17 protein-coding genes are annotated in these 19,838 nt (G+C 72.4%); 15 read left to right on the top strand and 2 right to left on the bottom strand.

Features of this window, described 5'->3' with window-relative positions; translation table 11 throughout:
• Positions 1 to 80 precede the first annotated feature (80 nt).
• The 12 genes from BDZ31_RS11255 to BDZ31_RS11200 all read left to right on the top strand — a co-directional run bounded on the left by BDZ31_RS11255 (position 81) and on the right by BDZ31_RS11200 (position 14,970).
• The gene (locus tag BDZ31_RS11255) at positions 81 to 1,421 is read left to right on the top strand and encodes an MlaD family protein (RefSeq protein ID WP_183342039.1); all 1,341 of its coding nucleotides are present in this window, start codon (positions 81 to 83) and stop codon (positions 1,419 to 1,421) included.
• Positions 1,418 to 2,911, top strand: a complete 1,494-nt coding sequence (locus BDZ31_RS11250; protein ID WP_183342037.1) for an MlaD family protein — start codon at positions 1,418 to 1,420, stop codon at positions 2,909 to 2,911. The genes BDZ31_RS11255 and BDZ31_RS11250 overlap by 4 nt, the downstream gene beginning before the upstream one ends.
• Positions 2,908 to 4,368 (top strand): MlaD family protein, encoded by a 1,461-nt coding sequence (locus tag BDZ31_RS11245; RefSeq protein ID WP_183342035.1) that lies wholly within the window; start codon positions 2,908 to 2,910, stop codon positions 4,366 to 4,368. Before BDZ31_RS11250 ends, BDZ31_RS11245 begins: the two co-directional genes overlap by 4 nt.
• Positions 4,365 to 6,062: an MlaD family protein gene (locus tag BDZ31_RS11240; RefSeq protein ID WP_183342033.1), complete on the top strand. Its 1,698-nt coding sequence runs from the start codon at positions 4,365 to 4,367 to the stop codon at positions 6,060 to 6,062. Before BDZ31_RS11245 ends, BDZ31_RS11240 begins: the two co-directional genes overlap by 4 nt.
• Positions 6,059 to 7,408 carry an MlaD family protein gene (locus BDZ31_RS11235; protein WP_183342031.1) on the top strand — a complete coding sequence of 450 codons (1,350 nt, stop codon included), beginning with the start codon at positions 6,059 to 6,061 and terminating at the stop codon, positions 7,406 to 7,408. Before BDZ31_RS11240 ends, BDZ31_RS11235 begins: the two co-directional genes overlap by 4 nt.
• Position 7,409: 1 nt before the next feature.
• A complete protein-coding gene (locus BDZ31_RS11230) occupies positions 7,410 to 8,963 on the top strand; it encodes an MlaD family protein (RefSeq protein WP_183342029.1) in 1,554 nt (517 codons plus the stop codon).
• Between the two features lie 82 nt (positions 8,964 to 9,045).
• Positions 9,046 to 11,754, top strand: coding sequence for an MMPL family transporter (locus BDZ31_RS11225; protein ID WP_183342027.1), 2,709 nt, complete (start codon positions 9,046 to 9,048; stop codon positions 11,752 to 11,754).
• Complete coding sequence (locus BDZ31_RS11220; protein ID WP_183342026.1) at positions 11,751 to 12,416, top strand: peroxiredoxin family protein; 666 nt, start codon at positions 11,751 to 11,753, stop codon at positions 12,414 to 12,416. The genes BDZ31_RS11225 and BDZ31_RS11220 overlap by 4 nt, the downstream gene beginning before the upstream one ends.
• Entirely contained in the window at positions 12,413 to 13,063 is a 651-nt protein-coding gene (locus BDZ31_RS11215; RefSeq protein WP_183342024.1) for a hypothetical protein, read from the top strand. Before BDZ31_RS11220 ends, BDZ31_RS11215 begins: the two co-directional genes overlap by 4 nt.
• A gap of 342 nt (positions 13,064 to 13,405) precedes the next feature.
• Positions 13,406 to 13,774, top strand: coding sequence for a hypothetical protein (locus tag BDZ31_RS11210; RefSeq protein WP_183342022.1), 369 nt, complete (start codon positions 13,406 to 13,408; stop codon positions 13,772 to 13,774).
• Positions 13,775 to 13,824: 50 nt separating this feature from the next.
• Complete coding sequence (locus BDZ31_RS11205) at positions 13,825 to 14,337, top strand: hypothetical protein (protein ID WP_183342020.1); 513 nt, start codon at positions 13,825 to 13,827, stop codon at positions 14,335 to 14,337.
• Positions 14,338 to 14,517: 180 nt separating this feature from the next.
• Positions 14,518 to 14,970 (top strand): VOC family protein, encoded by a 453-nt coding sequence (locus tag BDZ31_RS11200; protein ID WP_221242988.1) that lies wholly within the window; start codon positions 14,518 to 14,520, stop codon positions 14,968 to 14,970.
• Positions 14,971 to 15,079: 109 nt separating this feature from the next.
• On the opposite strand, the gene BDZ31_RS11195 is transcribed toward BDZ31_RS11200, so the two are convergent.
• Together BDZ31_RS11195 and BDZ31_RS11190 are read right to left on the bottom strand one after the other, a co-directional pair.
• Positions 15,080 to 15,454, bottom strand: a complete 375-nt coding sequence (locus BDZ31_RS11195; RefSeq protein WP_183342018.1) for a hypothetical protein — start codon at positions 15,452 to 15,454, stop codon at positions 15,080 to 15,082.
• A gap of 411 nt (positions 15,455 to 15,865) precedes the next feature.
• Positions 15,866 to 17,134, bottom strand: coding sequence for an aminotransferase class I/II-fold pyridoxal phosphate-dependent enzyme (locus tag BDZ31_RS11190; RefSeq protein WP_183342016.1), 1,269 nt, complete (start codon positions 17,132 to 17,134; stop codon positions 15,866 to 15,868).
• A gap of 14 nt (positions 17,135 to 17,148) precedes the next feature.
• Here BDZ31_RS11190 and BDZ31_RS11185 point away from each other — a divergent pair, with 14 nt between their 5' ends.
• The 3 genes from BDZ31_RS11185 to BDZ31_RS11175 all read left to right on the top strand — a co-directional run bounded on the left by BDZ31_RS11185 (position 17,149) and on the right by BDZ31_RS11175 (position 19,770).
• Positions 17,149 to 18,381 (top strand): GNAT family N-acetyltransferase, encoded by a 1,233-nt coding sequence (locus BDZ31_RS11185; RefSeq protein ID WP_183342014.1) that lies wholly within the window; start codon positions 17,149 to 17,151, stop codon positions 18,379 to 18,381.
• Between the two features lie 76 nt (positions 18,382 to 18,457).
• Positions 18,458 to 18,772, top strand: coding sequence for a hypothetical protein (locus tag BDZ31_RS11180; RefSeq protein ID WP_183342012.1), 315 nt, complete (start codon positions 18,458 to 18,460; stop codon positions 18,770 to 18,772).
• Entirely contained in the window at positions 18,769 to 19,770 is a 1,002-nt protein-coding gene (locus BDZ31_RS11175; RefSeq protein WP_183342010.1) for a DNA-3-methyladenine glycosylase family protein, read from the top strand. The genes BDZ31_RS11180 and BDZ31_RS11175 overlap by 4 nt, the downstream gene beginning before the upstream one ends.
• Positions 19,771 to 19,838 lie beyond the last annotated feature (68 nt).

Genomic DNA, 19,838 nt, shown 5'->3' with positions numbered 1-19,838 from the left:
AGAGCTCGAGACTTGTCTGACCTGACCCGTCAAACGCCGCGCCTGAGCCGTGCCGGCCGCGACCCGCGGACGGTGGCCGCATGACCGTCGCGCGCGCTGCCGCGCTCGGCGCCCTGCTGCTCGTCGTCGCCGTCGTGGCGATCGTGCTGCTCGGCGGCGGCGGGGGCCAGCAGTACAGACTGATCTTCCAGACAGCCGGCCAGCTCGTGAGAGGCAACGACGTCCAGATCGGCGGCCGCCGCATCGGCAACGTCGACGAGATCGAGCTCACCGACGACAACCTCGCCGCGGTCACGATCACCGTCGATGAGCCGTACGCGCCGCTGCACGAGGGCACGACGGCGGAGATCCGGCTCGCGTCGCTCTCCAGCGTCGCAAACCGCTACATCTCGCTGTCGCCGGGCCCCAACAACGCGCCCGAGCTGTCCGACGGCGCGACGCTCGGCGTCGAGGACACGACGACGGTCGTCGACCTCGACCAGCTCTTCAACACGCTCGACGAGAGAACGCGCAGAGGGCTCCAGGAGGTCTTCAAGGGCGGCGCCACGCAGTACGCCGGCAAGGAGAGAGAGGTCTCCGAGGCGGCGAAGTACTTCAGCCCGGCGCTGTCGGCGACGACCCGGCTCGTGCGCGAGATGTCGCGCGACGACAGAATCCTCGAGGACGCGATCGTCAGCACCGCGCGCGTGCTCGCGTCGGTCTCCGAGCGGCGCACCGAGCTGACGCAGATGGTCGGCAGCCTCAACGCGATGTTCGGCGCGATCGCCGACCAGAACGAGAACTTCTCGCAGGCGCTCGCCGAGGCGCCGGGGACGCTGAAGGAGGCCAACACGACCTTCCGCGACGTGCGCGCCGCGCTCGACGACCTCGATCCGCTCGTCGCAGCCTCCAAGCCGGCGACGGTCGACCTCGACAGATTCTTCCGCGAGTTCCGCCCGCTGGTCGACGCCGCGGTGCCGACCTTCGAGGATCTCAGCGCCTTCGTCAACACGCCCGGACCGGGCAACGACGCGACCGACCTCGTCCGCATGCAGCCGCGGCTGCAGCAGGTCGGCTCGCCCTCGTTCAGGAATTCGGTCCGTGCGATGAGAATGGGCCAGCCGGTCGTCGACTTCCTGCGCCCGTACACGCCCGAGCTCGTCGGCTGGCTGCAGTCGACCGGCCAGGCGGCGGCCAACTACGACGCCAACGGGCACTACGTCCGCGCGCTGCCGATCTTCGGCGCCTTCAGATACGTGCAGGGCGCCGACGGCAGCCAGACGCTGCAGCCCGTCTCGCCCGACCAGCGCTTCGCCGGCCAGAGAGGCGACGCGCTGCGGCGCTGCCCCGGCTCCGGCAGCCAGGCCCGCCCCGACGGCTCCAACCCGTGGGACGCACCCGGCGGCGACTGCGATCCCTCCGACCTCCCGCCCGGCCCATGAGACGCCTGCTCGCCATCGGAGCGCTCGTGCTCGTCGTGCTGGTCGCGCTCGTGATCGGCACCGGCGCCGTCAGCGACGACGACAGCTACAAGATCCGCGCGGTCTTCGACAACGCCGGCTTCCTCGTCCCGGGAGAGGACGTGAAGGTCTCGGGCGTCGTCGTCGGCACGATCGACTCGCTCGACGTCACGCCCGACAAGAAGGCCGTCGTCGTGCTCGAGATCACCGATCCCGCCTTCAGAAACTTCAAGCGCGACGCGAGATGCTCCGTCCGGCTGCAGTCGCTGCTCGGCGAGAAGTACGTCGCCTGCGAGCCGACGCAGCCGAAGCCCGACGGTGCGCCGCAGGCGCCGCCGTTGAGAGAGATCGAGGACGGCCCGGGCGAGGGACAGCTGCTGCTGCCGGTCACCAACACCCACTCGGCGGTCGACCTCGACACGGTCGGCAACATCATGCGCCTGCCCGAGCAGCAGCGGTTCGCGTTGATCCTCAACGAGTTCGGCACCGGCCTCGCGGGCAACGGCGAGGAGCTGAGAGCGGTCGTCCGCCGCGCCTTCCCGGCGCTCGACGAGCTCGACGAGCTGATCAAGATCCTCGCCGACCAGAACAGAGTGCTCGCGAAGCTGGCCGAGGACTCCGACGCGGCGCTGCAGCCGGTGGCGCGCGAGGCCGACCGGATCTCGAACTTCATCGACAAGGCCGGCATCACGGCCGAGGCGACCGCGGAGGAGGGCGACGCGCTCGAGCGCAACTTCGAGCTGTTCCCACGACTGCTGCGCGAGCTGCAGCCGACGATGGCGAGATTCGAGGAGTTCTCCAGAGCGGCGACGCCGGTCTTCGCCGACCTGAGAGTCGCTGCGCCGTCGGTCAACCAGATCTTCGAGCAGCTCGGCCCGTTCTCCGAGGCGGCGCTGCCGACCTTCCGCACGCTCGGCGACGCCTCCGAGATCACGCGCAGAGCGCTGATCGCGGCGAGACCGGTGATCCAGGACATCCGCGGCCTCGCACGCTCGACCGGCCCGCTGGCGAGAAACCTCGCCGTCGGCCTCGCCGACCTCGAGCAGCAGAGAGGCATCGACCGGTTCATGGGCACGGTGCTCGGCTTCGCCGGCGCGATGAACGGCTACGACGACGTCAGCCACTACCTGCGGACGTTCCTGGCGATCGACGGCACCTGCATGGCGTACAGAGTCAGAACGACCGGGTGCGACATCAGCCTCAACCGCCTCGAGAGATTGGGGCTCACCTCCGCGGCGACGGCGAGCGCCGCGTCCGACGACTCGCCCTCGGCCGCCGACGATGCGAACGGGAAGCGCGCGCTGACGATCCCGTCGATCGGCCTCGCCGGTCCGTCCGAGCCCGAAGCGGACCAGCACGACGCGGCCGCGGGGAGCGACACCGCCGCTGCCGACGACGGCGCGGGCGACGCGACGGAGGACCCGCGCGCCGGCGTGCTCGGCTACCTGCTCGGAAGCGAGGCGACGCGATGAGGCGCAGCACCTCCGTGGCGGCCAACCCGGTCCTGATCGGCGCCGCGACCGTGCTGGTCGTGATCGTCGCCGTCTTCCTCGCCTACAACGCCAACAACGGCCTGCCGTTCGTGCCGACCTACCGGCTGTACGCGAACGTCCCCGACGCCGCGAACCTCGTGACCGGCAACGAGGTGCGGATCGGCGGCGACCGCGTCGGGATCATCTCGTCGATCGACCCGGTCACGCACGACGACGGCAAGGTGACCGCGAGACTGACGCTGAAGCTCGACACCAAGGTCGATCCGCTGCCGCAGGACTCGACCGTGATCGTCCGCCCGCGCTCCGCGGTCGGCCTCAAGTACCTCGAGATCACGCGCGGCGCCTCGAGCGAGGGGCTGCCCGACGGCGCCGAGATCGACCTCGGCCAGGCGACGCCGGAGCCGGTCGAGATCGACCAGTTCCTCAACATGTTCGACGAGAGAACGCGGATCGCGAACAGAGAGAACCTGAAGATCTTCAGCGAGGCGCTCGCCGGCCGCGGTCTCGACCTCAACGCCGCGATCGTCGAGCTCGATCCGCTCACGAGAGGGGCGATCCCGGTCCTCCAGAACCTGACCGACCCGCGCACCGGCTTCGCCGAGTTCTGGCAGGCGCTCGGCCGCACCGCCGGCGCGGTCGCGCCGGTCGCCGAGCAGCAGGGCCAGCTGTTCCGCAACCTCTCGACGACGTTCGAGGCGTTCGCGGCGATCGCGCGACCGTACATGCAGGATTCGATCACCGGCGGCCCGCCGGCGATGGAGGCGGCGATCGAGGCCTTCCCGTTCCAGCGGACCTTCCTCGCCAACTCGGCCGGCTTCTTCCGCGAGCTGCAGCCGGGCGCGAGAGCGCTGCGCGCCTCGGCGCCGGCGCTGGCGGAGGCGTTCACCGTCGGCACGAGAACGATCAAGCGCGCCTCGGCGCTGAACGAGCGGCTCGCCCGCTCGATGAGATCGCTGCAGGCGTTCGCCGAGGACCCGCAGGTCCCGATCGGCATCGCCGGCCTGCACAGAACGGTCAACGTCCTCTCGCCGACGATCGCCAACCTCTCGTCGGTCCAGACGACCTGCAACTACGTCGGCCTGCTGCTCAACAACGCCAACCGCGCGCTGCTCGATCGCGACGCCGGCGGCAGACCGCAGGGCTCGTGGATCACGCTCCAGCCGTTCGGCGGCCCGATCGGGCCCAACAGCGAGGGCGGGCCGGCCGGCGCGCCGGCCGACGGACCGCCGACCTTCGGCACGGACCCGACCAACCACCTCCACGCGAACCCCTACCCATACGTCGGCGCGCCGGGCCAGAACGGGATCTGCATGGCCGGCACGGAGCGCTACGACATCGGCAGAACGGTGATCGGCAACCCGCCCGGCCAGACGCCGACGACCCGCTTCAACGTGCCCGGCAACATCCTCGACTTCCCGGCGGCGGCGAGAAGATGAGCGGCAGAAGAGACAGCCGCGCCGTCCCGCCGACGCGCCGCAAGCAGTGGAGCCGCTTCCGGCTCGGCCTCGTCGCGATCGTCGCGTTGATCGTGCCGATCTACCTCGCCTTCACGAAGGACATCCCCTTCACGCACGGCTACCAGGTGACGGCGGTCTTCGAGACGGCCAACAACCTGCGCCCGGGCTCGCCGGTCCGCATCGCCGGCGTGAACGTCGGCGAGGTCAAGGAGGTCGGGCGCTACAAGGACACCGACTACTCCTACGTCAAGATGGAGATCGACGACGAGGGACTGCCGATCCACGAGGACGCGACGCTGAAGATCCGGCCGCGCATCTTCCTCGAGGGCAACTTCTTCGTCGACGTCAAGCCCGGCACGCCCGGCTCCGGCGAGGTCGAGAGCGGGGGGACGATCGGCGTCGCGCAGACCTCGACGCCGGTCCAGCTCGACGAGCTGCTGACGGCGCTGCAGTCCGACTCGCGCGAGGACCTGCAGATCCTGCTGAAGGAGTACGGCGCCGCGCTCAGCTCGAAGCCGACGGCCGAGCAGGACGAGCAGCTGCCGCCCGAGGTCCGCGGGCTGACCGGCGCGGAGGCGATAAACCGCTCCTACGATGCGGCGGGCCCGGCGCTGAAGGGCGCCGCCGTCGTCGGCGACGCGCTGCTCGGCGAGGACCCGCGCGACATCGCGCGCACGATCGCCGCGATCGGAAGGTTGTCGAGAGGGCTCGAGGGCAGCGAGCGCCAGCTCCAGGACCTGATCGTCAACCTCAACCTCACCGCCGCCGCATTCGCCAACCAGAGCGGCGCGCTCTCCGACACGCTGCGGCTGCTGCCGGCGACGCTGTCGACGGCGAGAGCGTCGCTGCGCAGAATCGATGACGCGCTGCCGACGGTGCGGGCCTTCGCGAAGGAGATCCTCCCGGGCGTCCGGCAGACGGCCGCGACGGTCGACGCCTCCTTCCCCTGGATCGCGCAGACGCGGGCGCTGCTCGGCCCCGACGAGCTGCAGGGCCTGATGCGCGAGCTGACGCCGACGACCAGCGACCTCGCGAGACTGACCTCGGCGTCGCTGAGACTGCTGCCGGAGATCAACCGCTTCTCGCAGTGCTTCTCGAAGGTGATCCTGCCGACCGGCAACGTCGGCCTGCAGGACGGCGCGCTGACGACCCGCCGCGCCGACGGCAGCATCGTCGAGAGCTACAAGGAGTTCTGGTACGGCCTCGTCGGCATGACGAGCGCGGGGCAGGGCTTCGACGGCAACGGCGCCTACCTGCGCGCGTCGGCCGGCGGCGGCGAGTGGCAGGTGCTCGGCGGCGTCTCGAGATACCTGAAACCCGCCGGCGGCTCCGACGACGTCCGCACGCTGATCGGCAACCACACCGAGCAGCCGCGCGGCACCCGCCCGCTCTATCCGGCGACGACGCCGACGGTGCGGACCGACGTGCCCTGCCACCAGAGCCGCAAGCCCGACCTCAACGGCCCGCAGGCCGGCCCCGGCGCCCCGCCGCAGAACATGCAGATTCCGACGCCGCCGCCGTACAGACGGCCGCTGCCGCCCGGTGCGACGACACCGCCGGCCGCGCCGGTGCCGGCCGCCGCGGGCGCGGGCGAGAACGCCGGCGCGAACACGTCGCTCGGGGCGCGGCTGCTGTCGCGGCTCAACCCGCTCGCGGGGGGTGAGACCAGATGAAGCTGGCGATCCGGAAGCACCTGCGCGACTTCATCGCGATCCTGGCGCTCGTCGTCGTCGCGGCGATAGTCGGCGGCTACATCCTCGCCCACCAGCGGATCTACTTCCCTGGCTGGGTGCCGATCGTCGGCAGAGACGACTTCGTCATCAAGGGCGAGTTCGAGACCGCGCAGGCGATCACGCCGGGCCAGGGGCAGACCGTCGACATCGCCGGCGTCCAGGTCGGCGAGATCTCCAACGTCGAGCTGGCGAACGGCCGCGCGCTCGTCACGATGCGGATCAGCGACAGATACAAGGAGATCTACCCGAACGCGACGATGCTCCTGCGGCCGAAGACCGGCCTCAAGGACATGGTCGTCGAGCTCGACCCCGGCTCGAGGGAGGACGGCCGCGGACCGGTCGAGGAGGGCTACACGATCCCGGTCTCGCAGACGCTGCCCGACGTCAACCTCGACGAGCTGCTCGCCGTCCTCGACCGCGACACGCGCGCCTACCTGCAGCTGCTGCTGAACGGCGCCGCGATCGGCCTCGAGGGCAACGGCGAGGAGCTGGCGCAGGCGTTCCGCATGTTCGACCCGCTCGCCCGAGACGGGAAGCGGGCGTCGGAGCTGCTGATCGAGCGCCGCAGACACATCAGACGCGCGATCACGAACTTCGGCAAGTTCACGCAGGCGCTCGGCAGAAACAACCGCGAGCTGACGCGGTTCGTCGACGCATCGCAGGCGGCGCTGCGCCGCTTCGCCGACCAGGGCGCGAACATCGAGCAGACGCTCGCCGCGCTGCCCGGCACGCTCCAGCAGACGAAGAGCGCGCTGGAGGCGGCCGGCGAGTTCGCCGGCGAGGCGGGCCCGGCACTCGAGGCGCTGCGGCCGTTCGCCCGCAACCTCGGCCCCGCGCTGAGAGCGACCCGCCCGTTCCTGACGGAGACGACGCCGATCGTCCGCGACCAGATCCGCCCGTTCACGCGGGAGGCGACGCCGGTCATCACGACGCTCCGCCCGGCGGCGCGGCAGCTCGCGGCCGCGACGCCGCAGCTGACGACCGGCTTCGCGATCTTCAACAGATTCTTCAACGCGCTCGCCTACCGGCCGAACAGCGGGACGACCGAGAGCTATCTCTTCTACCTGACGTGGCTCGGCCACCTCGCGAACTCCGCGACTTCGACCCAGGACGCGATGGGCGCGATGCTGCGCGCGAACCTCTACGTCACGTGCAGCGCCGGCGTCGCCGTCGCGGGCGTCAAGGGCGGCGACATCCCCGAGGCCGCCGCGCTGACGCTGGCCGCGCAGCTGTCGAACTTCCCGGACAACTCGACGATGTGCCCCAAGCCGCCGGAGATACCCTGAGATGCAGAAGCAAGCTCCGACACTCGGCCGCATCCTCGTCATGGCGGGCTTCGCCCTGTCGTGCTTCGGGCTGCTTCTCTATCTGTGGATCTCGTTCGGCGGCGCGGTGCCGCTGAAGCCGAAGGGCTACCAGTTCCACGCGTACTTCCCCGAGGCGACCCAGCTCGCGCAGCAGGCCGACGTGCGCATCTCCGGCGTGCCGGTCGGCAAGGTCGTCAAGCTCGAGCTCGGCCCCGGCGAGACGACCGACGCGACGATCGAGCTCAACGAGCGCTACGCGCCGATCCCGAAGGACACGCGCGCGATCCTGCGCCAGAAGACGCTGCTCGGCGAGACCTACGTCGAGCTGACCCCCGGCGACAAGCGCGGCGGGCTGCTGCCGGAGGGCGGGAAACTGCCGACCGGCCAGGTGCAGAGAACGGTCGAACTCGACGAGATCTTCCGCTCGCTCGACGAGCCCACCCGCCACGCCTTCCAGGTCTGGATGCAGGCGCAGGCGGCCGGCCTGAGAGGACGGGGGCAGGCGTTCAACGACGCGCTCGGCAACCTCGCGCCGTTCGCGAGCGAGACGAACGACCTCGTCGAGATCGCCAACCGCCAGGCTCCGGCGGTCCGGGCGCTGTTCAGAAACACCGGCGACGTCTTCGGCGCGCTGAGCGAGCGCCAGGACCAGCTGACCGGGCTGATCCGCAACTCGAACGCCGTCTTCGGCACGCTCGCGGAGCGCAACGAGTCGCTCCAGGAGATCTTCCGCGTGCTGCCGACCTTCGAGATGGAGTCGAAGGCGACGGTCGAGCGGCTCGACAGATTCGCCCGCGACACCGATCCGCTCGTCACGCAGATGCGGCCGGTCGCGCGCGAGCTGAGCCCGACGCTGCAGTCGCTGTCGCGGCTGGCCCCGCCCTTCCGCGACTTCTTCGTCGACCTCGGTCCGCTGATCACCGCCTCCTACAGAGGTCTGCCGGCCTTCTCGAGATTCCTCGACGACCTGCGGCCGGCGCTCGCCCAGCTCGGCCCGTTCACCCGCACCTTCAACCCGGTGCTGGCGTTCATCGGCGACTACCTGCCGGAGATCGACGCCTTCTTCGGCAACTTCGCCGCCGCGACCAATGGTGCGCCGGGCATCGGCGGTCCAATCGGCGGGGTCGGCTGGATGCGCGGCCTCGCGGGCGCGACGCCGGAGTCGCTGGCGACCTATCCGAACCGGCTCGCGTACAACCGGCCGAACGCCTACCGCGCACCGGGAACGAGCGGCCCGACGGCCCGCCGCCAGGGCCAGACGACCTTCGAGCAGCGCCAGTGCGCAACCGGGCTGCGGCCGATCCCGAACCTGCCCGAGGACCTCCCGAACATCATCGGCGGCATCAGCTCCAGCGCGATCGAGTTCATCAGAATGATCGCGTTCCGCTTCGACAGAGACGCGAGCGGCAGATTCACCGTCGGCGACTACCGAAACGTCCCGGCCACCGCCTGCCGCGCGCAGGGCAGCTTCCCGGGCTTCAGAAGCGGCGACTTCCCGCACGTGATCGCGGAGCCGCCCGCGTCGGGCAGATGAGCCGGCGGGCGGCCTGCCGGCCGGAAGCGGCGCACGTCCCGGCGGCGCGCGCCGCCCGTCCGCGCGCTACCGTCGCCTGATCGTGCCGTTGCGAGGAGGCTTCGAGCGCATCGCACGGGCCGCCGCCGGCCGGCCCGTCGTCACCCTGATCGCCGTGGTCGCACTCGCGCTCGGCGGCGGTGCGCTCGCGCTCGGACTGCAGGCGAGCACGAGCGCCGACTCGTTCGCCAGCCGCTCCTCCGACGCCGGCCGCGCGACCGCCGACTTCCACCGCGACTTCGGCGACGACGCGATCATGGTCCTCGTCAGAGAGCGGGTCGCTGACCTCGTGCTGACCGAGGACCTGCGCACCGTCATCCGGCTCGAGGGCTGCCTCGGCGGCAACGTGCCCTCGGGCGCAAGACCGTACGGCGGCGCGAGCAGCCCCTGCGCCGAGCTGGCCGAGCTGAAGCCCGTACGGGTCGTCTACGGCCCCGGAACCTTCCTCAACGAGGCGGCCACCGCGCTCCAGCAGGTGATCCTCGACGAGCTCGACGCGGCCGCCGCGCGCTCCGAGAAGGCACGCGCCGAAGCGGTGAGAGCGGCGCGGCGGCAGGGGCTCGACCGAGCGGCGCAGCGCGCGGCCGGCGAGCGCGCGGCGAGAGCCTCCGAAAGCCAGTCGTGGAGCTACCTCCAGAGACTGGCGGCGATGAACGGCCTGCGCGCCGCGCCGCAGCTCGACGACCCCGGCTTCGTCTCGCAGATCGTCTTCGACGCCGCCCGCGGCGCCGACGTGCCGAAATCGCGCTTCGCCTTCCTCTTCCCGAGCCGCGACGCCGCGCTGATCCAGGTCAGACTGCGCCCCGACCTCTCGGCCTCCGAGCGGCGGCGCGCGATCGAGCTGGTGCGCGAGGCCGTCGCGATGCCGATGTTCAGACTCGGCCACGGCGGCACCTACACCGTCTCCGGCGTGCCGGTCGTCGTCGAGGCGCTGGCCGGGACGCTGACCGGCGAGATCGCGCTGCTGCTCGGCGGCGCGGTCGTCGCGATGGCGCTCGTGCTGCTGCTCGTCTTCCGCGGTCGCCTGCGGCTGCTGCCGCTCGCGATCGCGCTGGCGGCGGCCGGCCTGACCTTCGGCCTGATGCGGCTCGCCGGCGTCGAGCTGACGATGGCGTCGATCGCCGTGCTGCCGGTGCTGATCGGCCTCGCCGTCGACTACGCGATCCAGTTCCAGTCGCGGATCGAGGAGGAGGCGGCCGCCGGCGCGGACGGAGCTGAGGCGGTCGTGCGCGCCGCGCGGGTCGGCGCGCCGACGATCGCGACGGCTGCGCTCGCGACCGCGACCGGCTTCCTCGTGCTGCTGCTGTCGCCGGTGCCGATGGTGCGCGGCTTCGGACTGCTGCTCGTGATCGGCGTCGCGCTCGCCTTCGCCGTCACGCTGACCGCCGGCTCGGCTGCGCGCGCGCTCGCCGGGCGGCGAGGCGGTCATCGCAGCTTCCGCGCCCTCGCGGCCCTCGCCGGCGCGCTGCGCGCCTCCGCGGCCGGGGCGCGCGAGCTGCTCGCCGGCGCGGGACGCGCGCTCGCCGCAGTGCCCCCGCTGCGCGCGGTCGGCCGGGCGGTCGGCCGGATCGCCTCGCCGCGGGCGATCCTCGGCGCGTCGCTGCGCCGGCCCGGCCGCGTGCTGGCGGCGGCGCTCGCGCTGGCGGCGCTCGGCTGGGCGGCGGAGACGCAGAAGGAGGTCGTCTCCGACCTGACGAAGCTCGTGCCCGCCGAGCTGCCGGCGCTCGCCGACCTGACCGCGCTGCAGGAGGCGACCAACTCCTCGGGCGAGATCGACGTCGTCGTGCGCGGCGACGACGTCGCGACGCCGCAGGTCGTCGCGTGGATGGGCGACTACCAGCAGCGGGTGCTGAGACGGCTCGGCTACGACGAGCGCAAGGGCTGCGCGCAGGCGAGAATCTGCCCGGCGCTGTCGCTGCCGGATCTGTTCGCCGGCGGCAGAACCGGGACGCAGGAGCAGATCGACACGCTGCTCGACGCCGTCCCCGCGTATTTCGCCTCGGCCGTCCTGCGGCCCGACCGCGAGGCGGCGACGCTCGCCTTCGGCATCAGACTGATGCCGCTCGACGAGCAGCAGCGCGTCGTCGAGGCGATGCGCGCGGAGCTCGACCCGCCGAAGGGCGTCGAGGCGCAGCTCGCCGGGCTGCCGGTCGTGACCGCGCAGGCGAACGCCGAGCTCTCCTCGCCGGAGCGCCGGCTGCTGACCGTCGTGCTCGGCCTGCTCGCCGTCGCCGCGGTGCTGCTGGCCGTCTTCCGGCGCGCCGAGCGGGCGCTCGTGCCGCTGCTGCCGATCGCGCTCGCGACCGGCTGGTCGGCGCTCGTGCTGTTCCTGACCGGCGTGCCGCTCAACCCGATGTCGGCGACGCTCGGCGCGCTCGTGATCGCGATCTCGACCGAGTTCAGCGTGCTGCTGTCGGAGCGCTTCCGCCAGGAGCGCGCCGCCGGCCACGCGACGCCGGAGGCGCTCGCCCGCACCTACCGCTCGACCGGCCGCGCCGTCGTCGCCTCGGGCGTGACCGCGATCGCCGGCTTCGGCGTGCTCGCCCTCTCAGACATCCGCATGCTGCGCGACTTCGGGATCGTCACCGTCGTCGACCTCGCCGTCTCGCTGATCGGCGTGCTGATCGTGCTGCCGTCGGTGCTCGTGCTGGCCGAGCGGGGCGTCTTCGCCCGCCTCGCCACGCGGCTCCCGCGCCCGCGCGGCCGCGGCGGTCGCGCGGCGCCGGACGGGGCCGACGCCCCGGTCGCATGACGGGAGCCGAGCAGCGCCCGGGCCCGCCGCCGTCCGCGCGGCCGTCGTCGGGCAGGTACGGCTGGATGGTCGGCGTCGTCGCGCTGATCGTCGTCGCCTACATCTCGCTCAACACGCTGCGGACGGAGGGACCCGGCTCGACCGGGCTGCAGGCCGGCGAGCAGCTGCTGCCGTTCGCCGCGCCGCTGGTCGCGAGCGACCTCGAGGGCGACGCCAACGTCGCCCGCAGAGCGAACCAGGGCGAGGCCGGCAACACGCCGGCGTGCGAGGTGACCGATCCGCGGGCGCTGAACATCTGCACGCTGCAGGAGCGAGGGCCGGTCGTGCTCGCCTTCCTGACCGCCGGCGCCGGCAAGTGCGTCCGCGAGCTCGACGCGATGGAGGAGGTCGCCGCCCGCTTCCCGCAGGTCGGCTTCGCCGCGGTCGGGATCAAGGGCGACCGCGACGAGTTCCGCAAGCTCGCGCGCGAGCATGGCTGGAGCTTCCCGCTGGCGCAGGACCGCGACGGCGCCGTCGCCAACCTCTACGCGGTCGCGATCTGCCCGACGGTCGTGCTCGCCCACAGAGGCGGAGAGGTGTTGGAGACAGCGCTCGGCGACCAGGTGGCGACGCCGGCGAGGCTGGCGGCCAAGGTCCGGGAGCTGGTGAGAAGCCGGACGTGAGCGAGCCGGCGTCACGTCCCGGATGGGTCTCCGAGCGTCTGCGGGAGGAGTTCCCGCAGCTGGGGCTGACGCTGCTCGAGGTCGCGGCCGAGAAGCCGCTGGCGCGCAGCCCGCGCGGGACGAGAGAGCGGCTGGCGCTGCTGGCCGACCGCTTCCGCGGCGGAGATGGGCTGGTGCTGCGCCAGTGGCCGATCCCGCACGCGTACCGGGTCTTCTTCCGCCACATCGGCCTCGACCCGGACGTGACGCGGACGCCGATCGAGGCGGTCGCGGTCGAGCGGCTGCTGCGCGGCGGCCTGCCGTCGCGGGGCAAGCTGGAGGATGCGCTGACGATCGCGGTGCTGGAGACCGGCGTCCCGGTCGTGGCGGTCGACGCCGACGCGGTCGTGGGGACGCTCGGCCTGCGGCTGAGCGGTGAGGCGGAGCGGCTGGGCAGCGACGACGGCGCGCCGTCGCTGCCGCCCGGTCGGATCGTCGTCGGCGACGAGCGCGGACCGGTCGCGCTGCTGTTCGGCGACGTGGCGCCGGAGCGGGCGGTGAGGAAGGCGTCGCGACGGCTGCTCTTGTACGCGGTCGACGTCGACGGCGTCCCGGCCGTCCACGTCGACGAGGCGCTGTGGATCTGTCAAGAGATGCTCGAGGCGTGATGCCGCTCACGCCGGTTCCACACTCGAAACCGGCGCACTGTGGGTAGACTCGTCGAAAGCGAGGAGGTGGACGCGATGTCGGTGACGGACGCGAGCACGAGTCGGGGCAGCATCGCAAGCGCGCCCGAGCCCGCCTGCGACCGGCGTGCCGGTGCCGCCGAGCACGCACGCGCCGCAGGTTCGCGGCACGCGCTCGATTCGCCTGGTGCCGCCGTTCACGCACCGCCCGCTCTCACGCCGCATGCGCCGGATGCCGCCGGCGCGCCGCTGCTCGCGCCTGCGGACCGCGAAGCCGCCGCCCGCCGCACGCTCCGCAGCCAGGTCGCGAAGCTGGAGCGCGAGTTGGCCGCGCTCGCCGCGCGCGCGAGAGCGCGCGACGCGATCGACTGGACCGTCGCCGACCTGCCGCCCTCCGGCCCGCGCCTGCTCGACCTCGGCGAGCTGGAGCGCCTCCGCGACGACCTCGCCGCTCGGCTCCACGACATCCGCGAGATCCTCGCCGCCCGCGCCGCGCGCGAGGCCGAGCGCCGTGCGTTGCTGGAGCGGATGCTGCGCGACCCCGCCGAGCACCGCTTCCTGCGCATCACCCGCGCCGACGTCGGCGAGCCCGGCTGCGGCGCGTGGGAGTCGCGCCCCCGCCTCGGCCTGATCGGCATGCTCGCCGGCTGGTGGCACGTGAAGATCTCCAGCGGCTGCCCGCTACGGAGCTGAGCGGCCGTCGAGCGGCACGTTTCGAGCGCGCGACCACTACTCTCGCCTCCATGGGCCAGCGCAGCCGCAAGCGGATGGCGTCGTCGGGGGCCGGGAGAGCGACTTCCGGTCCCGGGCGCGCGGGGGAGGCGTCGGGGGTCGTGCGCGACGACGCGGCCCGGCGGGCGGCCCGCAGCCGGACCAGCCGGCGCGAGCAGGCTCCGGAGGCGCCGTGGGGGAGATTCCCGCTCGTGGAGCTGTGCGTGCTGTCGGCGATCGCGCTCGGGATCGCGGGCTTCGTCGTCGGCGGGCGGTCGGGCAACGTGCTGCTGACCGGCGCGGTGCTGATGGGCTCGGTCGCCGGCCTGGAGGTCGCGCTGCGCGAGCACCTTGGCGGCTACCGCTCGCACACGCTCGTGCTGTCGGCGACGCTCGCGGTCGCCACGATGGCGGTGATGTTCTTCGCGAGAGTCGGCAGATCGACGATGGTGCCGATAGCGCTCGCGGTCTTCGTGCTCGCCTTCATGGGCTTCCGCGCGCTGTTCAAGAAGCGCTCGGGCGGCTTCGGCGTGAAGGTGCGCTGAGCGGGGCGCGACCGCGCGGCGAGCGCGGTCGCCGAGAGGCGCGGGTGCGCGCCGCCCAGCCGCATCGGTGGGCGCGCTACCGCCGGCGCGGCCGCATCGGCAAGGGCCGGCTGCCGCCACGCGCCCGGTGCCGTCAGCGGCGCGCTGCCGCCGCCTCCCGCCCGTATATGCTCCGGCTCGATGTCCGTCGAATCACCGAACGAGCCGCGGCGGATGAGGCTGACCGGCCTCCATCACGTCACCGCGATCTGCCGCGACCTCGACCGCACGACCGGGTTCTACCGTGACGTGCTCGGGCTCGCGCTCGTCGAGCAGGGCGTCAACGACGACGATCCCAGCACGCGGCATTTCTGGTTCGGCGACGCGAACGGTGCGCCCGGAACGCTGATCACGTTCATGGAGTACCCGCAGCTGCCCGACGGGGTGATCGGCGCGGGCTCGGTCCACCACGTCGCCTTCGCGGTGGAGAGCGCCGACGAGCAGCTCGCCTGGCGCGACTACCTGCGCGACCAGGGCGTCGAGTGCACCGACGTCTTCGACCGCGGCGCCTTCCGCTCGATCTACGTCCGCGACCCCGACGGCAACATCGTCGAGATCGCGACGCGCGGACCGGGCTTCTCGACCGACGGCTGACGGTCAGCCGGCCGGACCCGGGGCCGGTGGGGGAGGAGCGGTCGGGCGGCGCGCCTCGTGCCTGCCGTCCCCAGCAGGCACGAGGCGCGTCGCGGAGGGGCTCAGCGCCTCAGGCGCTGACCAGTTCGCGCGTCGCCTCGAGTCGAACGCTGCCGCGTTCGATCTTGGCGTGCGCGTCCAGCTGAGCGGCCAGCGCGAGGCGCTGACGCTCGGTGAGCGAGCCGACGCTCTTGGTCTCCGAGATTCGGAACATCGCGAGGAACTTCCGGCAGCGGGTGCTGCCCCAGCGACGCTGACTCATCAGCACGTCCCCGATCGCCATGCTGCTGGCTTCCCACGGGGCGGAGAGGAGGACCTCCGCTGCGGATACCTCTCCGTCGGCGATGCGCCGCTTCAGCTCGGCGCGCGCAAGCCGCACGCGGTTGGCACGCTCCAGGGCCCGCAGATGCTGCGGCCCAGGGGTCATCGTCGGCAACCCGTCCATCTGCACTCTTTCTCCCTGCCTCCGATACGAGTAGGCCCGCGACGGCAGTCCGAGCTTGAGGGGATCGGACCGCTGTCGACTCCGTCGGCCGAGCGGGCTCGAGCACGATCCTTGGCACTCGCTCCCTCCCTCGTAAGGGCGCGGCGGCCGTTGTGCGGACCCCACCGGACGACGCCTCAGACCGTATGCGGTTCGCCCCGGGCCGGTCAATGGAGAACTGGCCCAACGTGCGCTAGGAGCGGGGTTTTTGTGAACGACCTGAAAAGCGGGAACCGTGGGCGTGCCAGCCCATACCAGAGCGTCGTCGCGCCGTGCGCCGATCCACTCCCGATTCGAGACCATCGGCGCGTCGGCGCGCTGCCGAACGGGGGAGAGCGGGCGGTCGCGACGGGCGGGCGGCCGCCCGCCCGCTCAGCCGTCGACCGGGCTCGGCAGCGGGCCGTGCTCGGCTTCGAAGTCGCGCTTGACGGCGGCGAAGGCGGCGATCGCCTCGTCGAGCGTCGCCGTGTCGTGCGTCGCCATCACGCTCGTGCGCAGCAGCGCACCGCCGGGCGGGACCGCGGGATGGAGCGCGACGTTGACGTAGACGCCGTGCTCGTAGAGCGCCTTCCACAGCAGCGCCGCCTTCCAGTCGTCGGCGACCAGCACCGGGACGATCGGCGTCGCCACTCTCGACCCGTCCGGCAGCGCGACCGGATCGACGACGTGCAGCCCGAGCGAGCGCAGGCCCGCGTTGAGGTAGGCGGCGTTCTCCTGCATCCGCGCGAGCAGCGCTCTGCCCTCCTCCGAGCGGCAGATCCGCACCGCCGCCAGCGCCGAGCCGACCGCGGCCGGGACGCCCGAGGCGGTGAAGAGGAACGGGCGCGACTGGATCCGCAGGAAGTCGATCACGTCGGCGGGGCCGGCGATCACGCCGCCGCACGACGCGAGCGACTTCGAGAAGGTCGCCATCCGCAGGTCGACCCGCTCCTCGACGTCGAGCAGCTCGGAGGCGCCGGCGCCGCGGGCGCCGAGCACGCCGAGGCCGTGCGCCTCGTCGACCATCAGCCGTGCGCCGTAGCGCTCGGCGAGGTCGGCGATCTGCGGCAGCGGCGCGACGTCGCCCTCCATCGAGAAGACGCCGTCGACGACGACGAGGATCCCGCCGCCGTCCTGCTCGGCCTGCTGCAGGCGCTTCTCCAGCAGGTCGAGCCGGTTGTGGCGGAAGGCCCGCATCTTCGCCCTCGACAGCAGCACGCCGTCGAGGATCGAGGCGTGGTCGCCCGAGTCGACGATGACCGTGTCGCCGGGGCCAAGGATCGTGCCGATCGCGCCGAGATTGGCCTGGTGGCCGGTCGTGTAGACGAGCGCGTCCTCGGTCCCGAACCACTCGGCCAGCTCGCGTTCCAGCTCGAGGTGGAGGTCGAGCGTCCCGTTCAGCAGCCGCGAGCCGGTGACGCCGGTCCCGTAGCGGTCGATCGCCTCGTGCGCGGCGTCGATCACCCGCTGGTCGCCGGTCAGCCCGAGGTAGTTGTTGGAGCCGAGCATGATGCGGCGCCCGCCCTCCATCTCGACGACGGGGGCGGCGGGCGACTCGAGCCGGCGGAAATACGGAACCGCGTCGATCTCGCGGGCCGCTCTCAGCTGCAGGACGCGCTCATGCGTGCGGGCCTTGTCGAATACGTCTGTGGTGGTCGGCATATAGGGTGGCCGGCATGGGTCTCGAAGTCCGGCCGGTCGCTTCCAGGCGCGACCTCACAACCTTCATCAAGCTGCCGTGGCGGCTCTATCGTAACGAGCCGAACTGGGTCCCGCCGCTCATCTCCGACCGGCGCAGATTCCTCGACCGCGACAAGAACCCGTGGTTCGAGCACGGCGAGGCCGAGTACTTCCTCGCGTGGCGCGACGGGCGCGCCGTCGGGCGCATCACCGCGCAGATCGACCGGCTCCTCAACGAGTTCCAGGACAACAGATGGGGCCTGTTCGGCTTCTTCGAGTGCGAGGACGACCAGGAGGCCGCCGACGCCCTCTTCGCCGCCGCGGAGCAGTGGCTGCGCGAGCGCGGCCGCGACCGCATGGTCGGGCCGATGAGCTTCACGATGAACGACGAGAACGGCGTGCTCGTCGAGGGCCACGAGCTGGCCCCGATCATCCTCACCGACTGGACCCATCGCTACTACCCGGGGCTGTTCGAGGGCGCGGGGATGATCAGAGCGATGGACACGCTGATGTGGCACCTGGAGATCCAGGGGCGCGACAGGGTCCACCCGTCGATCTGGAGAGTCGCCGAGCGCGTCGAGAGCAAGTACGGGATCACCGTGCGGCCGATGCGCAAGAAGGACATCAACGCCGAGATCGACCGCTTCCTCGAGGTCTACAACGAGGCGTGGGAGAGAAACTGGGGTTTCTCGCCGCTGACCGAGACCGAGGTCCGCCACTACGCCCAGACGCTCAAGCCGATCCTCGACGAGCACTGGGCGTTCGTCGCCGAGAAGGACGGCGAGACGGTCGGCGCGGCGCTCAGCGTCCCCGACTACAACCAGGTCTTCAAGACGATGAACGGGCGCATCCTGCCGTTCGGCTGGCTGAAGTTCCTGCGCAACCGCGGGAAGATCGACCGCGTCCGCGTCTTCGCGCTCGGCGTCAAGCGCGAGTGGCAGCACACCGGCGTCGCCGCCCGCTTCTACCAGCTCCACTTCGACTCGGCCGAGGTCACGCCGCAGACATACGGCGAGATGGGCTGGATCCTCGAGACGAACAAGTCGATGAACCGCGCGATGGAGGGGATGGGCGGCAGAGTCGTGCGCCGCTACCGCCTCTACGAGCGCCTGCTCGACCCGGCCGCGAGACCGTCGTACCCGGGCGCCGCCGATGCGAGCGCGTCGGAGCCGGCGCCGCAGGAGCCCGGCGCGCCGGCCTCCGGACCGGGGTCTTCCGAGGCGACATAAGACTGCGCTAGCCTGCGCATCAGACAGGCCGCCGACGGCTACGACCGGTGGTGCTGTCACGATCCGCCGGCGCGACATGAGCGACACGACCGCAGACCACCACCCGCTGCCCCTCGAGCCCGAGGAGACCGTCGACGCGGTCCCCGTCGTCGACGAGGTCCGGGCGCTCGAGCCGGCGCAGCCGCGGCTCCCGGCCGTGAAGGCCGCGGCCGTCGCGGCGACCGGCTTCGTCGCCGGGGCGGCGACCGTCGTGGCGATCTCGCATCGCGCGGCCAAGCGCAGGGGCGGGCGCGTCGGCTCCCGCCGCCGCAAGGGGTCGAACGGCGAGAGCTTCTCGATCGTCGGCACGCGCTCGGTCCTGCTCGACATCCACCTGCTCGGCCGCGAGTGAGCGCACCGGCCGGCGCGGGGCGCCCGCCGCGTGGGACGATCGCGGCGCCGGGGCGCGGGCGCGCCGTTCGCGCGCTGCCGCGGAGCGGCGGCGGCGAGCGCGAACCGACCGTCGACCTGCGCGTCGAGGTCGAGCCGCCATGGCCGTTCCGCCTCTCGCGCGCGAGCGGCATGGACGGCGTCACGCGCTGTCGCAACGGGATCGTCCACCGGCTGCTCCACCACGGCGAGGAGCCGGTCGTCGTGCGCGTCGCGCAGCTGGCGCCCGGCCGCGTGCTGTTCGGCGCTCAGGCCGACAGCGAGGCGGCGGCGGCGTGGGCGATCGAGCGGATGCGCTTCGCGCTCGGCGTCGACGACGACCTGCGCGCCTTCCACGAGCGCTTCCGTGACGACCCGCTGATCGGCGCGGCCGTGCGCGCGCAGCCGGCGCTGCGGATCCGGCGGCGGCCCGAGCCGTTCGAGGCGCTCGCGTGGGCGATCACCGAGCAGCTGATCGAGTACGTGCGGGCGGCGGCGATCCAGCGCCGGATCGTCGCGCGGCTCGGCCGTCGCTGCGCGCGCAGCGGGCTGCGCGACCTGCCGACGCCGGCGACGCTGGCGGCGCAGGCGCCGGCGCTGCTGTGCTCCTTCGACCTCGCCGACAAGCGCGCGATCGCGCTGCGGCGGGCCGCGCGCGAGGTCGCGACCGGCCGCGTCGACCTGCACGACCCCGACCACGAGCGCGGCTGGCGGCGGCTGCTGGCGATCCCCGAGATCGGGTCGTGGACGATCGAGGTGCTGGCGCTGCTGGGGCAGGGGCGGATGGACCAGCTCCCGGCCGGCGACCTCGCCTATCGCAAGCTGGTCGGCCGGCTGCTGACCGGCGACCCCCGCGCCCGGGTCGACGAGCAGGACGTGCGCGACTTCTTCGCTCCGTACGGCGAATGGAGCGGGCTCGCCGGGGCCTACGCGCTGCGCGCGGCGGCGCCGGAGCTGCGCGCCGTCGCCGCCGCCGCGTAGGCCGCGCGGCCCGCGCCTCTACCGCGTGGACAACGGCGCGGCGGCGAATCTTCGACACCGGTCCAATG

Origin of the sequence: Conexibacter arvalis (genome assembly GCF_014199525.1) — a bacterium.
GTDB lineage: Bacteria > Actinomycetota > Thermoleophilia > Solirubrobacterales > Solirubrobacteraceae > Conexibacter > Conexibacter arvalis.
This window is presented reverse-complemented; position numbering and strand designations above follow the sequence as displayed.

Coding starts and splice junctions, on each gene's coding strand:
- BDZ31_RS11245 (WP_183342035.1), top strand. CDS start 2,908: ATGAGGCGCAGCACCTCCGTGGCGGCCAACCCGGTCCTGATCGGCGCC.
- BDZ31_RS11250 (WP_183342037.1), top strand. CDS start 1,418: ATGAGACGCCTGCTCGCCATCGGAGCGCTCGTGCTCGTCGTGCTGGTC.
- BDZ31_RS11185 (WP_183342014.1), top strand. CDS start 17,149: ATGGGTCTCGAAGTCCGGCCGGTCGCTTCCAGGCGCGACCTCACAACC.
- BDZ31_RS11255 (WP_183342039.1), top strand. CDS start 81: ATGACCGTCGCGCGCGCTGCCGCGCTCGGCGCCCTGCTGCTCGTCGTC.
- BDZ31_RS11220 (WP_183342026.1), top strand. CDS start 11,751: ATGACGGGAGCCGAGCAGCGCCCGGGCCCGCCGCCGTCCGCGCGGCCG.
- BDZ31_RS11195 (WP_183342018.1), bottom strand. CDS start 15,454: ATGGACGGGTTGCCGACGATGACCCCTGGGCCGCAGCATCTGCGGGCC.
- BDZ31_RS11190 (WP_183342016.1), bottom strand. CDS start 17,134: ATGCCGACCACCACAGACGTATTCGACAAGGCCCGCACGCATGAGCGC.
- BDZ31_RS11230 (WP_183342029.1), top strand. CDS start 7,410: ATGCAGAAGCAAGCTCCGACACTCGGCCGCATCCTCGTCATGGCGGGC.
- BDZ31_RS11180 (WP_183342012.1), top strand. CDS start 18,458: ATGAGCGACACGACCGCAGACCACCACCCGCTGCCCCTCGAGCCCGAG.
- BDZ31_RS11200 (WP_221242988.1), top strand. CDS start 14,518: ATGTCCGTCGAATCACCGAACGAGCCGCGGCGGATGAGGCTGACCGGC.
- BDZ31_RS11240 (WP_183342033.1), top strand. CDS start 4,365: ATGAGCGGCAGAAGAGACAGCCGCGCCGTCCCGCCGACGCGCCGCAAG.
- BDZ31_RS11205 (WP_183342020.1), top strand. CDS start 13,825: ATGGGCCAGCGCAGCCGCAAGCGGATGGCGTCGTCGGGGGCCGGGAGA.
- BDZ31_RS11235 (WP_183342031.1), top strand. CDS start 6,059: ATGAAGCTGGCGATCCGGAAGCACCTGCGCGACTTCATCGCGATCCTG.